We start from the raw sequence: 15613 nt of genomic DNA on the forward strand, positions 1-15613 counted from the left end.
AAAGGCTAATCAAGCCCGGAGATAGCTGGTTCTCCCCGAAAGCTATTTAGGTAGCGCCTCGTGTATCACTGCCGGGGGTAGAGCACTGTTTCGGCTAGGGGGCCATCCCGGCTTACCAAACCGATGCAAACTCCGAATACCGGCAAGTGCAATCACGGGAGACAGACGGCGGGTGCTAACGTCCGTCGTCAAAAGGGAAACAACCCAGACCGCCAGCTAAGGTCCCTAAATCATGGCTCAGTGGGAAACGATGTGGGAAGGCCCAGACAGCCAGGAGGTTGGCTTAGAAGCAGCCATCCTTTAAAGAAAGCGTAATAGCTCACTGGTCGAGTCGGCCTGCGCGGAAGATGTAACGGGGCTTAAGCCATGTACCGAAGCTGCGGATGCGCATTTATGCGCATGGTAGGGGAGCGTTCCGTAGGCCGTTGAAGGTGTGCTGCAAGGCATGCTGGAGGTATCGGAAGTGCGAATGCTGACATGAGTAACGACCAAGGGGGTGAAAATCCCCCTCGCCGAAAGCCCAAGGTTTCCTGCGCAACGTTCATCGGCGCAGGGTGAGTCGGCCCCTAAGGCGAGGCCGAGAGGCGTAGTCGATGGGAAGCAGGTTAATATTCCTGCACCAGACCGAACTGCGATGGGGGGACGGAGAAGGCTAGGCCAGCCGGCAGTTGGTGTCCGGTTTAAGCGTGTAGGCAGGACCCTTAGGCAAATCCGGGGGTTCAATGTCGAGACGTGACGACGAGTTCCTACGGGGACGAAGTGGTTGATGCCATGCTTCCAGGAAAAGCCTCTAAGCTTCAGGTTCGGTGTGACCGTACCCCAAACCGACACAGGTGGGCAGGGTGAGAATCCCAAGGCGCTTGAGAGAACTCTGGTGAAGGAACTAGGCAAAATAGTACCGTAACTTCGGGAGAAGGTACGCCCCTGTCAGGTGAAGGTCCTTGCGGCCGGAGCCGAGAGGGGTTGCAGTGACCAGGCCGCTGCGACTGTTTATTAAAAACACAGCACTCTGCAAACGCGTAAGCGGACGTATAGGGTGTGACGCCTGCCCGGTGCCGGAAGGTTAAGTGATGGGGTCATCTTCGGAGAAGCTCTTGATCGAAGCCCCGGTAAACGGCGGCCGTAACTATAACGGTCCTAAGGTAGCGAAATTCCTTGTCGGGTAAGTTCCGACCTGCACGAATGGCGTAACGATGGCGGCGCTGTCTCCACCAGAGACTCAGTGAAATTGAAATCTCGGTTAAGATGCCGAGTACCCGCGGCTAGACGGAAAGACCCCGTGAACCTTTACTACAGCTTTGCACTGGACGTTGAACCGACTTGTGTAGGATAGGTGGGAGGCTTTGAAGCGGTGACGCCAGTTGCCGTGGAGCCGACCTTGAAATACCACCCTGGTCTGTTTGACGTTCTAACCTCGACCCGTGATCCGGGTCAGGGACAGTGCATGGTGGGTAGTTTGACTGGGGCGGTCTCCTCCCAAAGCGTAACGGAGGAGCACGAAGGTACCCTAATCCCGGTCGGAAATCGGGAGTTTAGTGCAAAGGCATAAGGGTGCTTGACTGCGAGACGCACACGTCGAGCAGGTACGAAAGTAGGTCTTAGTGATCCGGTGGTTCTGTATGGAAGGGCCATCGCTCAACGGATAAAAGGTACTCCGGGGATAACAGGCTGATACCGCCCAAGAGTTCATATCGACGGCGGTGTTTGGCACCTCGATGTCGGCTCATCACATCCTGGGGCTGAAGTCGGTCCCAAGGGTATGGCTGTTCGCCATTTAAAGTGGTACGCGAGCTGGGTTTAGAACGTCGTGAGACAGTTCGGTCCCTATCTGCCGTGGGCGTTGGAGACTTGAGGGAAGCTGCTCCTAGTACGAGAGGACCGGAGTGGACGAACCCCTGGTGTTCCGGTTGTCACGCCAGTGGCACTGCCGGGTAGCTATGTTCGGACGGGATAACCGCTGAAAGCATCTAAGCGGGAAGCCCCTCCCGAGATGAGGTCTCCCTAGGCACTTGATGCCTCTGAAGGTCCGTTGAAGACGACGACGTTGATAGGCAGGATGTGGACGTCCAGTAATGGGTGAAGCTAACCTGTACTAATTGACCGTGTGGCTTGACCATATAACACCCAAGCGCGTTGCGCCGGGTGTCGACACCTCGCACAGCAACGATCTCACCGAACAGGACGCGTCCCCGAGCGGGGCGCGACCGCCCGTTTTCCTGGCGGCCATAGAACACTGGAACCACCTGATCCCATCCCGAACTCAGACGTGAAACGGTGTCTCGCCGATGATAGTGTGGGGCCTCCCCATGCGAACGTAGGTCACCGCCAGGGCCTTACCCCGAAACCCCCGTCCCACGACGGGGGTTTTTTTATGCGCGCGGAAAAGTTTTTGGATAGGATCGGCCGCGGCAGACTTGACGAGCGCTGGAGCTAGCGCGGTTTAAACTGCGTCGAGAGCGAGATGCTCATGTTGATCCTCAATTCCATCCATCCGTTGCAGGACGATGATCAAGGCCCTGACCGGCAGCGCAGCGCGATCTCTCCGGCACCCTCAATAAACTCACTCTGCCGCAGACCCTCGACTCCTCCGAGCCCCTTTCCCCGGAACCCCTTTTGTCTGCGTAGACATCCGATTCCTCGGCGGCGCTGCGGGTTGGCCGTCGGAGATGGCGAGGAGTATGCCTACCGCGATGAATCCAGTGATCAGACTACTTCCGCCGTGACTGATGAAGGGCAAGGGTAGGCCGGTGAGTGGTACGAACTTGGTGACGCCTCCGATATTGAGGAAGGTCTGGGTTGCGAGGACGGTCACGAGTCCGATACCGACCAAGCGCCCATCGGCGTCACGTGCTCGGGATGCGACCAGGAGGCTCCGGCCGAACAAGATCAGGAAGAAGACGATCACGATCGTGCATCCCGCGAACCCCAATTCCTCGCCAATCACCGAATAGATGAAGTCGGATTGGGCAATAGGGGTATATTGCGGGCTTCCGCGCCCGAATCCTTCTCCCCAGAGTCCCCCGGAGTACATTCCCGACAATCCCTGTAGGATCTGCCAGCTTCCTCCCGTGGGGTCACGGAAGGGCTCGAGCCAAGCGGTCACGCGGCGTTCGCCGTGGGGCAGAACCTTTAAGACAGCTCCGGCGAGTGCGACTGCGCCGATTCCACCGAAAAACAGATAGCCCGCGCGCCCCGTTCCGACGAAGAGCATCGTCAGCATGGCGATGCTCAGAATGATGAAGAGCCCGAGATCGCGTTGGACGACCAAAAGGCCGGCCAGCACCAACCAGAAACCGGCAAGCGGCAGCAAGGCACGCCATGGCGGCAGCGGCAAACCCTTTCCCCATGCGCCGAGGGATTTCGCGTTGCGCGCGACAAAGCCCGCTACGAAAAGCACGATCGTCACCTTTAGGATCTCGCTCGGCGTGACCAGACCGGCAGCATAGACGCCGCCGCGAAAGCGCTGGCCGAACATCAGCAAGACGGCCAGAAGCCCGAGCGAGAGCACGGCCCAGACCCAGATCCAATGCCCCTGCGCGAGCATCTGATAACGACCGCGCATGAGGACGATAGCGATTGCTCCCATCAAGATCAGTCCAATCGGAAAGAGGAGCAGATTGAGCGAGATCGTTCCCTCGGTTTCGAAGGACCCCATCCGGTATTGGGCAAGCATCCCGAATCCAGACAGAAAGGCGACGGCGACTAGGATAAGCTGGTCACCCCTGAATCGAGCCGCCACCAGGAGCAGATGCAGCGTCAGCAGCGAAAGGGCGTAGAGCCCGAGCGGCAGGAGGTCGAGTCCGTCGATCACGCCGCCGCCGACGTGCGTCGAGCCCCAGAGCATGACGAATCCAAGCGCGATACAGACGACGCACCAGGCCAAGAGCGCGCGCTCGGGCGCGCGTAGATCCCAGGCGTCCGCGATGTCGATCGGTCCGTTCGCCCGACTCACTCGATCAACCCCAAATCGACCGCCCGCAACAGGAGATCCCGTGCAATCGGCGCAGCAGTTGCGGATCCATAGCCTCCATGCTCGACCAACACGGCCACCGCAAGCTGAGGCCGATGGGCGGGTGCAAAGCCCACAAACCAGCTGTGCGATGCGCCGTGCGGGTTCTCGGCGGTGCCGGTTTTTCCCGCGATCGCGAGTCGAGGGGTATCGATCCCGCGACCGGTCCCGCTGATCACCACCTGTCGCAGCATGACCGATATGCGTTCGGCAACCGACGTGCTCATGAAATAGGCCAAAGGCGCGGGTTCGTCCGTCTCGATCAACCGCGGTCTGACGGCGAGGCCCCGGTTGCCGACCGCGGAGGCAATGAGCGCCATGTGTGCCGGTGTCACGAGGGCGGCGCCCTGACCGATCGACATCTGGGCGAGTCCATACTGGTCGGAGGGATCGAGTCGCCGGATCTCGCCCGTGCGCATCGACCAGGCGCCGTAGGGCGTCTCGTGCAGGACAATCCGGCGATTGAGCTGCATCCGCTCGGTCATGGCATAAAAGGCGTCGTGGCCGTAACGCACGCCGAGCTGCGCGAAAAAGACGTTTGAGGATCGGGCGAACGCTGTGCCGAGATCGATGCGCCCGTGACCCGCCCAAGTCGAGCCGCTTTTCCTGGCCGTATAGTAGTCATGGTCTCGGATCTTTCGATAGCGCGTTGAGGTCGTGAAGCCGTCCGCAGGACATTCGAGCGTCCCGGAGAAACCCTTCTCCAGCGCTAAGGCGGCCAGCAGGATCTTGAAGCTCGAGCCCGGTGGATAGAGACCCTGAGTGGCGCGGTTCAACAAGGCTGCGCTTGGGCCGGAATCCTGGAAGAGCGCCGGTGTGATCCGGTTCGGATCGTAGGAGGGGGCGCTGACGAGCGTGCGGATTGCCCCGTTGTCGGGCTGCAAAAGCACGATCGCCCCCTTCTTTCCCTCGAGGAGACCGAAGGCCGTTCGCTGGAGCTCGGCATCGAGCGTGAGTGTCAGGTCTTGTCCGCGCGGGCGCTTGTCCTGCGTCACGAGCTGGCGACCGAGCTTCCGCCAGTCGCCGAGTCCATCCGGCGCTCCGCCGTTGAGTCGCACGTTCGCCACCGACTCCATCCCCGAAGCCCCGAACCAGGGGTGGCTATATCCCACCACATGCGCGAAGGCAGGCCCGTCGGGATAGAGGCGATACACCTGCCCGAGAATCTCCTCGCTGTAGGCGAGTACCTCGCCGCGATGATCGAGGATCCGCCCGCGCATGATCCGATGGGCCGGGTTCAGCTCACGCCTGTCGTGAAGCTGCATAAAGGCGATGAATTGCGGGCGAGAGGCGCCGATCAGCTGCCATGTCGCTTGATAGACCAGGATCCCTGTGAACAGGAGCGCCAAGAGCACGATCGGAACCCGCGCGGACCATTTGGCGCGCGGCAGATGTCGCAGCTCGGTGGCCTGGCGGGCGTTGAAGATCGACCGGAGCAGATAGGCAGCAGTAAAAAAGAAGCCGACATGCAGCGCCACGCGAATGAGCGGCCAGAGCTCCGGGTCCAGGGAATACGTCATGCGGGCACGTCGATCGAAACCTTCTCGGGCTCTGTCTTACTCAGGGTTCGGTGGCGGGTCCGCATGCGGTTTGAATCCGGAGCCAGGTTGGTCGGAGAGCAATAGATATGCGCCGTTCAAGCGCGGCGGGACCCCGAGATCCTCGGCCAGCCAGTCCGCGGTGGCGAGTCCGTGGGGGAGCCTACTGCCCGTGGCCGCGGCCAGTTGAGCGGTCGGCCAGAGTCCGGCCGCGCTCTCGACGACACTGGTGACCACGACCTCGACGCCGGCAGTGGCGGCACGTCGCGATAGGTCGAGCGCGGATCGAAGCCCGCCGACAACAGCGGGCTTGATGACGATGCGCCTCACACCCAGCCCGCCGAGATCCACATCGGCAGCCCGACCCGCCAGGCTTTCGTCCCGGGCCAGCGGAAAGCCTGCTCGCTCCTGAAGCGCGCGAAGGCGGCTCGGGTCGGGGATGCGCAGCGGTTCCTCCAGCGATTCGATCGGTAGCTCCGAGAGCCCATCGAGGATGCGGCACGCCTCGTCATCGTCCCAAGCCCCGTTGGCATCGAGCCGAAGGCGCATGCCGGTTGGCACGAAGCGAGCAAGCGCCGTCAGTCGGGCGATCTCCGAGGTCGAATCCTCGACGCCCACCTTAATCTTCACCACTCTGAAACCCGCCTCTGCCGCCTGTTGAAGATCAGCCGCCGTCAGGGTCGCGAGTGCGCCGAGGATCCCGTTGACCGGAACCTCGTTTGAAGCATCGCGGGCCAGCAACCGGCGCAGGGGAACCCCTTCTACTTGGCTCAGGAGGTCGAGCAAGGCGCATTCGAGCGCGAAGCGCGCGGCCGGCGTCACGGCGAATCGATCGTCCAGAATCTGCAGGAACTCCCCCACCGATCTGCCCGACGCGCAGGCTTGGGCAGCCGACAATGCGGATTTCGCCGATTCGTGATCCTCCGTTCCCGCCGCCGGAATCGGCGCACAATCTCCGAAACCGACCGCCCCATCCGTCTCCGCGCAGACCAGCCAGCCGCGTCGTCGTTGAAATCCGCCGCGCGCACTGTGCCAGTCGCGACGCAGCGGAAGATCATACGGACGGATCCGAAGTCGATCGATCCGCAGATGATCCATTACCCTAAAGCGCGTCCGGAGTGAAATGCGTCATTTACATTTGTGTCGGTTTCAAGGGTTATTCCGACCTACTTGGAGAGGCGGTTCGCAATTCGATAGTCTAAACCGCGCCAGCTCCGACAGTTGTCGGAGCTGGCGCGGTCAAACCAATCCAACAAACGACCTATACCTCACCGGGCGCGGTTTAGATCCGGCTCAGACCGAATCCGACGAGGAGCAAGATCGTCACGGCCGCCTGAAAGAGCCCCGTTTGTCCCAAAAGTGGATTGATCTGCTTGCCGGTGGCGCCGCGAACGAGCTTGAGGGTCAGAAGACCGCCGAGCGGGACGGCCGCCAGCAGAGGCCATGCGATGGCCGGGCCGAAGGTGAAAACGAGGATCGCGATCGATGCCAGCAGCAACAGGCCGTAAAGAACACGCCCATGCGGTCGGCTCAGGTAGTGGCATAGTGTGCGCCGTCCAGCGATGCGGTCGGTCTCGAGATCCCGGTAGTTGTTCAGCAGCAAGACAGCAGCAGCCGGCAGACCCAGGGCGATGCCGACCATGAGTGCCGGCCAATCGAAGCTCAAGGTCTGCAGGTAATAGGTCCCGCCCACGGCCGCGAGGCCGAAGAACAGCAGCACATAGAGTTCGCCGAACGGGCCGTAGGCGATCGGACGCGGTCCGCCGGTGTAGGCGTAGCCCGCGACCAGGGAGGCGACCCCGATGGCGAGGATCGGCCAGCCGCCGCGCACGACCAAGGCCAGCCCGATGACGAAGGCGAGCCCGAACGCCAGGTGTGCCGCCCGCTTGACCTGCTCGACGCTGAACCAGCCCTGCGCCGTCGCCCTCGGCGGTCCGAGACGATCGGCGGTGTCCGTCCCCCGCTCATAGTCGGAGGCATCGTTGTGCAGGTTGGTGCCGATCTGGATCGACACCGCCGCGATCAACGTGAGCAAGGCCGTGACGGCGGCAAGCGCTCCGGTCTGAAAGACGGCCAGCCCGATCCCCGCCACGACCGGGGCCACTGCAAGGACCAATGTCTTCGGGCGCGCCGCCGCGATCCAGAGCGCGAGATTCGATCCGGAGCCCGACACGTCAGGGACGCCGCGGGAACTTGCCGAAATCGGGTTCGCGTTTTTCGAGGAAGGCATCGCGTCCTTCCTGTCCCTCGGCCGTGGTGTAGAAGAGCGCGGTGGCATTCCCGGCCAGCTCCTGGATGCCGGCCAGTCCGTCCGTCTCCGCGTTGAAGGACGCCTTGAGTACACGCAGCGCGGTCGGGGAGAGCCGGTTCATCTCACGGCACCAATCGAGCGTGACGGACTCCAGCTCGCGCAGCGGCACGACGGTGTTCACGAGCCCCATCGCGAGCGCCTCCTGCGCATCGTACTGACGGCACAGGAACCAGATCTCCTTGGCTTTTTTGAGACCCACGGTCCTTGCCATGAGTCCGGCCCCGAAACCGCCGTCGAAGCTGCCGACACGCGGCCCGGTTTGGCCGAAGCGCGCATTGTCGGCGGCGATCGTCAGATCGCAGATCAGGTGCAGTACATGCCCCCCGCCGATTGCGTAGCCCGCGACCATGGCCACGACCGGTTTGGGGAGCGTGCGGATCTGGCGCTGCAGCTCGAGCACGTTCAGGTGCTCAACCCCGGCCTCGTCGCGATACCCCTCGTCGCCGCGGATGCGCTGGTCGCCGCCCGAGCAGAAGGCCAGATCGCCCGCGCCGGTGAGGATGATGACGCCGACACGCGGGTCGAGATGTGCGCGACGGAAGGCGTCGATCAGCTCGCGCACCGTCTGCGGCCGAAAGGCGTTGCGCACCTCGGGCCGGTTGATGGTGATCTTCGCGATCTGCTCCGCCTGCTGGTAGAGGATATCGTTGTAGAGGTCGCCGGTGGGCGTCTCCCAAACGACGGGGCTCGGTCCCTGGCTTTCGATTTGACCGGCCTGCTGACTAGACGCTGACGACACCTTGGGACCTCATTCACTCTCGATGATGGATTGCTCGCGAACGCCGTTCCAGAACGCGCGGTGCGTGCGGAGGCTCAGATCCGCATCCAGACGGACCTCGATGAGTCCGGCCGGCTCTCCGCGCATTCCGGCGTCGATCGCCTCGGCCCAGGCTTGCGCGAAGCCCGCGGCGTCGTCGACCGATCGATGCGCGAGCCCGAAGGCCCGCGCGAGGGCATCCGGCTGCACGCGCTGCGGCGTTCGCCAAAGCGGCTCGAACCCCGCCAGTCCGCGCTGCGGCAGAAAGTCGAAGATACGGCCGCCGCCATTATTCAAGACAATGCACGGGCGGTCGAGCCTCTCCATCAGCAACAGGCCGCTGAGGTCGTGGATGAAGGACAGATCGCCCAAGAGTCCGGTGACGCCGCGCGTCGGCTCCGTCCGGCCCGCGTTCAAACCGGCCAGTGTCGAGCTCTGTCCGTCGATCCCGCTGGCGCCGCGATGGCCGAAGACCCGCAGCGGCGTCTCCGACTGCCCCGACCAGGTGTCGAGCTGACGGATCGGCAGCGAGTTGGCGCAGAAGAGGCCGTCCCCCGCGGGGAGACCTTCCAGCAGACCGGCGATGAGATGGCCCTCGCACCAGGGCGAGTGCTCCAGGAAGGCGTGGGCGAGCCGGTCGAGCGTCTGCTCCGCGTCGGTCCAGCGCCGGATCCAGAGCCCGTGCGCGTCGCGGTCGATACGCGTCTGCAACAGCCGGCAAAACGCGGTCGGATCGGCGGCGATCCGGACAATGACGTCATGAGTCGGGTCCGACCAGCGCTCGGACGCATCGACCAGGATCGACGGGATGTCCTCGAGCCAACCTGAAAGCGTCTTTGAGACCGGAGTCCCGCCGAATCGGATGACCCAGTCCGGTCTCAAGGCCGCCGCTGCCTCGGGGTTGCGCAGGAGGCTGTCGTAGCGCGTGATCCGAGCGGTCGGCGCCGGGCGGAAGCGAAGGCCGGACAGCGGGTCGGCCAAGACCGGTGCGTCGAGCCGCTCGGCACAGGCGAAGATGGCCTCGGCCGCCGCGTCCGAGGGCGTCATCGGGCCGCAACAGATGATCCCGCGCCCGCCGCGGAGGGTCGTCAGCCCTTGCGGCCACTGCGGTGTGTCGAAGCAACGCACTTGATCCGACGCCGAGGAACGCGCCTCCGGTCCGTCGTGCGGGCCGGTCGCCGCCGACTCGAAGGATCCGAGCGGCTCGGCCGTGCAGGATGGCCCCGGCACCAGTGGCTCGCGAAACGGCAGATTCAGATGCACGGGGCCGGGCCGCGGACCCCGACTCACCAGCGCGGCGCGCAGCCCGAGTGCCCGTATTGCCTTGAGCGCGGCCGTGCCTTCTTCGGCCGGACCCGGATCGTGATACTCGCGTGTAAAGCCGCCGAAGAGACGCGTCTGATCGATCGTCTGGTTCGCACCCCAGCCACGCAGCTCGGGCGGGCGATCCGCCGAGAGCAGGATCAGCGGGACGCCGGATTCGGAGGATTCGATGACGGCCGGAAACCAATGGGCGAGGGCGCTGCCCGAGGTGCACACGAGCGCCACAGGCCGCGCCGATGCCTGCGCCAGTCCCAATGCGAAGAAGGCGGCGCTGCGCTCGTCGAGGATGGGCGTCAGCTCGATCGATGGTTGCCGTTGAGCTGCAAGAACGAGCGGCGTCGAGCGCGAGCCGGGCGAGAGCACGACCCGACGCACACCACCGCGCACCAGGCCATCGAAGAGCGCCAGCGCCCAGCGTAGATTGCGACAACCCTGATCGGGCGTCTCGGTGTCGCTCATGCGAACTGGAGTGCCGTGGACATGGCCGCGAGCTTGTGCTCGGTCTCCTGCCACTCGGAGTCCGGATCGGAGCCCGCGACGATCCCCGCCCCGGCGTAGAGGTCCGCCGTGCTGTCGTGGATCTCGGCGCAGCGCAGCAGGACCCAGAGTTCGCCGGTGAGATCCGGCGCGATGATCCCGGCCGCACCGGTATACCAACCGCGTCGGATCGGCTCGGAGCGTTGCAGCCAGGCGCGTGCCAACTCGCAGGGGTGACCGTTGGTCGCCGGTGTGGGATGCAGCAGCTCGGCGAGCTGAAAGACGTCCATGCCGGGATCCAGCTCGGCGCGCACCAGGCTCCAGAGATGTTGCGCGTTGTTGAGCTGCATCACGCGAGGTCCGTCCGGCGGCTCGACGTGACGGCTGCAATGTCCGAGCGCATCGGTCACGGCATCGACCACGACCATATGCTCATGCAGGTTCTTGTGGCTGGTCCGCAATGCGCTCGTGAGCTCGGCATCGCGATCGGCACTCGCGGCGCGGCAGACCGTCCCGGCGATCGCGTCCACCTCGATGCGGTCGTGCTGTTGGGTGAAGAGACGCTCGGGCGTGGCCGCGACGAAGCTGGTCGCGTGGCGGCGGATCGTCACCACCTGACAGGACGGAAAGAGATAGGCCAGCGCGGCGTTCAACCGGGTCAGATCGAAGCGCCGATGGCCCTTGAGCCTGAGTCGCCGACAGACGACGACCTTCTCCAGATGCGCCTGCTCGATCTGCTCGAGGGCGGACAAGACGAGATCCTGCCAACGTGCCGCATCCGGCTCCGTCGGCCCCTGATCGAGGCGTGCCGGTGTGAGTGGATCGAGTGCCGGCTGATTCAGCCGCGGGATGACCTGTTCCAAGCGGGCCTTCCAGCGCGCGAAGACCTCCTCGCGTGCGACCGGCAGCGCGGTGGAGAGGATGACCGCCGCCTGACCGGCGCGCGAGGAGAGCGCAAGCTCCGGAAGCCAGAGCAGCGCGTTGGGCAAGGTGTCGGGTTCGGTCGGTGCGTCGGGCACGGGCGAGGACGCGAAGCCGAGCATCGCAAACCCCGCGAAGCCGGTCTCGTCCGGGTCAAGATGCTCCCAGTGCGCCGACACCCGCTTCGCATGCGTACGCAAGGTTTGGAGACGCGCCTCGCCCTGCGCGGTCCATTCGCCGGCGATCCCGTAGCCGGCCCGGACCTCGCCGCGATGATTGTGGGCGAATTGAAACTGCGGGCCGGGGATCTCGGGCGCGATCGCCAGGGCTTGAGGCAGCTCCAGGACAAGAGAGACGAATCCCTCCGAGCGCGTGATCGGGAGGCTGTCCATCGTCTCGGCGAGGCGCGCGAGGATCTGCTCGAGGGTCTTGAGCGGTGCAAGCATGGGTGAGTTTGAGCAACCGGCGGTCTGGTGTCTCGGCCCCGGCATGGCGACACACGCCGCACCGGGACAAAAGGCATCCTCGAAAAGCTCAGGCGGCCTGAGGGATCGACCAGAAGCGATCGATCGCAGCCGCCGTTTGGGCCGGCTGCTCCCACTGGAGCAGTCCGCGTGTCGGCGCGATGCGTTCGGCCCGCCAGTTCGAATGGTGGCTCAGGAAGTCCGGAAGCTCGTGAAAGTCGATGTTCGGATCGCGATCGTAGAGCACAAGCACGGGTTGCGCCACGTTTGCGTAGACGCTTTCGCGTGCGTTCGGGGTAAACAACTGACCGGACAGGAAGTACAGCGGCGCGTACTTCGCACCCGGCTGATGCGATGTTGCGTAGGCGTACTCGATCATCTCGGGCGGGATGGCGCCGTGGAAGGCCTGCTTGTAGAAGAAGCGGATGCTCGGCCGCGAGGTCAAGAGGGCAAAGAGCCCGTCGTTCACGACCGGTACGCTCAGCACCTTGTGGGCGCGCTCGGCGGCCTGGCCGGTCGGCAGTCGGCGTGCGCTGAAACCGGTCGGAGAGATCAGCACCAAGGACTCGACCAGCTCCGGCTTGATCAGCGCCGCCTGCGCGGCAAACTCGCAGCCGAGCGAGAAGGCGACCAGATCGCAGGGCTTGCCGACCACCTTCTCCAGAAAGTCGACGATGGCGTTGGCGAAGAGGCTCGGCGAGTACCGCCGGTTGCTGCGATCGGAATGGCCGAACCCCGGCAGATCGAGCGCATAGACGGGCCGCTGCGAGCGATACTGCTGGAACAGCGGCTTCATCTCGAAGGCGCTGGGCGCGGCATTGATGCTGTGCACCAGGACCAGCGGCCGGCCGGTGGCCGAGGTGTCCGCATAGTAATGAATGCGTCCGCCGTGCTCGGTCGCGAGATCGTGCCGCGGTGCGTCGAGCGCGGCCGGAAGCGCGACCTTGCCGGTCTTGGCGGCGGCTCGCGGATGCGAGAGTGCCGAATCCTTACCTGTATCCATGTCGATAAAACCTCGTTATGTACTGCTTTCGATCGGGCGTGGTCTGCGTTGATCCCGCTCGGCGCGGCGACAGATCTCACGCGTGAGTCCTTTGAAGACGAAGCGGTGAATGGGTTCCAGCGAATACCAGTACAGCAGTCCCCAGACCCCGGCCGGGTGCCAGTAGGCCGTCGCCGTGAGGCGCGTGCCGCCGTCGGGCAGTGGGGCCAAGTCGAATTCCATCACGCCGGCCCCGGGCGCGCGCATGCCGAAGGCCAGGCTGAGACGTTTCTCGGGCTCTGCGCCGAGCACCTTCCAATGGTCGATGCGGTCGCCCTTGCGCACCTCTTGCGGATGGCGCCGGCCGCGTAAGCGTCCGGGGCCGCCGATGGCCCAGTCCATCCACTCGCGGATGGACCAGAGCGTATCCAGGTAGTAATAGCGGTTGTCTCCGCCGATCGCGGACACCAGTCGCCAGACCGCCGCCGGATCCGCGCGGGTCTCGGACGTACCCGAGGCACGCTTGGCATAGTAGGCGTAATCGATACGTTGATTGCGCACGGCGAAGGCCCCCTCGGTCCAGCGCGTAATGGGCTCGCCGCTGCGCTCCAGCGCAAACGCGGCATCGACGGCCTCGCGAAACCCCAGTAGGCGCTGGGGGACCAGCCGGCGGGTCTCGGCATCGTCGGCATCGAAGTCATGGCGCAGACCCTCGATCAGGGCGCGCGCTACGTTCGTCGGCACCGATGTGATGAAGCGCAGCCAGTGGGCCGAGAGCCCCGGTGTCAGCACGGGGACCGGGATGATCCAGGGGCGGCGTTTGTCCGCCGCGTCGGCCAGGATGTACATCATCTGCGTGTAGGTCAGGGTCTCGGGGCCGGCGGTATCCAGGCTCAGCGACGCGGCCTCGTCCACCCAAGGCAGCCGGACAAGATAGACCAGCAGATTCTCGAGCGCGATGGGCGGCGACTTGGCGCGCACCCAGCGCGGCGTGACCATGACCGGGAGATGATAAACCAGGTCGCGCATGACCTCGAACGCCGCCGAGCCCGGACCCACGATGATCCCGGCGCGGACTTCGGTGACGGGAACCGAGCCTTGGCGAAGCACCACGCCCGTGTCGCGTCGCGAGACGATGTGCTCGCTCACGGCATCGTCCGGGACGAGTCCGCCGAGATAGACGATGCGTCGCACGCCGGCCTGTGCGGCGGCATCGGCAAAGTTGCGGGCCGCCTCCAGGTCGAGACGCCCGAAATCGCGTCCCGCCGCCATGGAATGCACCAGATAATAGGCGACTTCGATGTCCTGCAGCGCTGCGGGCAGGGTTTCGGGTGCAAGTGCGTCCGCCGGTACGATCTCTACACCGGGCCAGCCGCGCGCCTCGAGCGTCTCTCGGCTGCGCGAACTCGCCCGCACGCGCCGTCCTTCGGCGAGCAGGCGCGGTACCAAATGGCCGCCGATGTAGCCGCTGGCGCCGAAGACCAGACACAGCCCTCCCGCACCTTGCGGAGCGGGCTTCGTTTGCGCTTGCGCAGGCGTCTGGGCCTCGCGTGTGCTCACTGCCGTCGTTGTTCCCATCAGGACCCTTCTCCGGCGGTCATTGCCGCAGGCGTCGGAGGTTTTTTCCGTCGTCAGTCAGCCGCATCTCGCATCTAAACCGCGCCCGGTGCGGTATGCGTCATGTGTTGGAATGGCTTGGCCGCGCCAGCTCCGACGACTGTCGGAGCTGGCGCGGTTTAAAGTCTTAAAAAATATTAAATTCTAAACCGCGTCTCACCGGGGTCGAGGACATCTCCAAAGCCAAACGCAAAATGAAAACTACGCATGTCGCAGTGGACGCGGTTTAGGGGCGAAACGCCCCGGCATCGAACCGAGCACCGCGTCGGTGCTTATCCTCCGCCAGTCTCCGCGGTTTCGCGTTGATGCGGCGCAACGAATGTCAATTCAGTATGACGGGCCGAGTGTCAAGTGAAGTTTACAGCGATTTTGTGTGTTTGTCTGGTCTTGGCGGGCTGTTTCGGGCTGGTCGCACGGGATGACTCACACACCTCGGCATTGGACAAGGAAGTTGCCGAGGCGTTGCTCACCGCGTCGCTTTCCTCGGGCGGGAATGGTTTCGATCGGCACGTCGAGACCGGCGTGGTTGATTCGGCGACCGGTTGTGCATTGCACTATCGCCTGTATCGACCGGAAGCAGCGCGGACCGAGGACCTGGTCGTCCTCGGGCATGGCTTTCTTCGCAGCCAGGAGCGGATGGCCGATCTGGCGAGAGCATTTTCAGATGCAGGGATCCCGACCGTGACCCTGGACTTCTGCAACGCGCGGTTCTGGGACGGACGGCATGTCCGCAATGGACTGGATATGATCCGCGTAGCCGATGCGCTGGACGCAAATCGAGTCGTCTATGCCGGATTTTCGGCAGGCGGATTGGCGGCCCTGGTCGCGGGTCGCAACGATCCGCGCACCCTCGGCGTCGTCGCGCTCGACCTGGTTGACGCCGGTCGGCTCGGCGAGGGGATGGCCGCCGGCCTCGATCGTCCGCTGATCGGATTGGTCGGCGATCCCTCGCCCTGCAACGCCGAGAACAACGGTCTCGCCGTCTTCTCCGCGACCGATCGCTCCTCCGTGGAGCGGGTGACGGGCGCGGAGCACTGCGATTTCGAGTCCCCTACCGACTGGCTCTGCCGACTGGTCTGCAAACGCGATGCGCCCGAGGAGGCATCGCCGCGTCGGGACATCATTGCGGCAGCCACCGACGCGGTTGTTTCCTTGGTCGCGCCTCCGTCGCAGGCGAAACAGGCGGATCGATGGGCCGGCGGGTGACGCCTGGA

10 protein-coding genes and 2 rRNA genes (1 of these 12 cut by a window edge) are annotated in these 15613 nt (G+C 64.3%); 3 read left to right on the forward strand and 9 right to left on the reverse strand.

The features are described from left to right. Positions 1-2117 (forward strand): 23S ribosomal RNA (locus BDD21_RS09840) (it extends 771 nt beyond the left edge of the window). 98 nt (positions 2118-2215) lie between these two features. Continuing rightward, positions 2216-2331 (forward strand): 5S ribosomal RNA (gene rrf, locus BDD21_RS09845). Between the two features lie 229 nt (positions 2332-2560). On the opposite strand, the gene BDD21_RS09850 is transcribed toward rrf, so the two are convergent. The 9 genes from BDD21_RS09850 to BDD21_RS09890 form a co-directional block, all read right to left on the reverse strand. Further along, positions 2561-3952 carry an FtsW/RodA/SpoVE family cell cycle protein gene (locus BDD21_RS09850; protein ID WP_245969505.1) on the reverse strand — a complete coding sequence of 464 codons (1392 nt, stop codon included), beginning with the start codon at positions 3950-3952 and terminating at the stop codon, positions 2561-2563. Next, complete coding sequence (locus tag BDD21_RS09855; RefSeq protein ID WP_120797030.1) at positions 3949-5529, reverse strand: peptidoglycan D,D-transpeptidase FtsI family protein; 1581 nt, start codon at positions 5527-5529, stop codon at positions 3949-3951. Before BDD21_RS09855 ends, BDD21_RS09850 begins: the two co-directional genes overlap by 4 nt. Positions 5530-5565: 36 nt before the next feature. Beyond that, the gene (menC, locus tag BDD21_RS09860; protein ID WP_120797031.1) at positions 5566-6645 is read right to left on the reverse strand and encodes an o-succinylbenzoate synthase; all 1080 of its coding nucleotides are present in this window, start codon (positions 6643-6645) and stop codon (positions 5566-5568) included. A gap of 184 nt (positions 6646-6829) precedes the next feature. Then, positions 6830-7777, reverse strand: a complete 948-nt coding sequence (locus BDD21_RS09865; RefSeq protein ID WP_120797032.1) for a 1,4-dihydroxy-2-naphthoate polyprenyltransferase — start codon at positions 7775-7777, stop codon at positions 6830-6832. Beyond that, complete coding sequence (gene menB, locus BDD21_RS09870) at positions 7722-8564, reverse strand: 1,4-dihydroxy-2-naphthoyl-CoA synthase (protein WP_120799842.1); 843 nt, start codon at positions 8562-8564, stop codon at positions 7722-7724. The genes BDD21_RS09865 and menB overlap by 56 nt, the downstream gene beginning before the upstream one ends. 42 nt (positions 8565-8606) lie before the next feature. Continuing rightward, complete coding sequence (menD, locus tag BDD21_RS09875; protein ID WP_120797033.1) at positions 8607-10397, reverse strand: 2-succinyl-5-enolpyruvyl-6-hydroxy-3-cyclohexene-1-carboxylic-acid synthase; 1791 nt, start codon at positions 10395-10397, stop codon at positions 8607-8609. Further along, the gene (locus tag BDD21_RS09880; protein ID WP_120797034.1) at positions 10394-11782 is read right to left on the reverse strand and encodes an isochorismate synthase; all 1389 of its coding nucleotides are present in this window, start codon (positions 11780-11782) and stop codon (positions 10394-10396) included. Before BDD21_RS09880 ends, menD begins: the two co-directional genes overlap by 4 nt. An 88-nt stretch (positions 11783-11870) precedes the next feature. Further along, the gene (locus BDD21_RS09885) at positions 11871-12803 is read right to left on the reverse strand and encodes an alpha/beta fold hydrolase (protein ID WP_120797035.1); all 933 of its coding nucleotides are present in this window, start codon (positions 12801-12803) and stop codon (positions 11871-11873) included. A gap of 15 nt (positions 12804-12818) precedes the next feature. Beyond that, positions 12819-14360 carry a DUF2867 domain-containing protein gene (locus BDD21_RS09890; protein WP_245969508.1) on the reverse strand — a complete coding sequence of 514 codons (1542 nt, stop codon included), beginning with the start codon at positions 14358-14360 and terminating at the stop codon, positions 12819-12821. A 390-nt stretch (positions 14361-14750) separates the two neighbouring features. On the opposite strand from BDD21_RS09890, the gene BDD21_RS09895 reads away from it, so the two are divergent. Further along, entirely contained in the window at positions 14751-15605 is an 855-nt protein-coding gene (locus tag BDD21_RS09895; protein WP_120797036.1) for an alpha/beta hydrolase family protein, read from the forward strand. Positions 15606-15613 lie beyond the last annotated feature (8 nt).

Source organism: Thiocapsa rosea (assembly GCF_003634315.1).
Taxonomy (GTDB): domain Bacteria; phylum Pseudomonadota; class Gammaproteobacteria; order Chromatiales; family Chromatiaceae; genus Thiocapsa; species Thiocapsa rosea.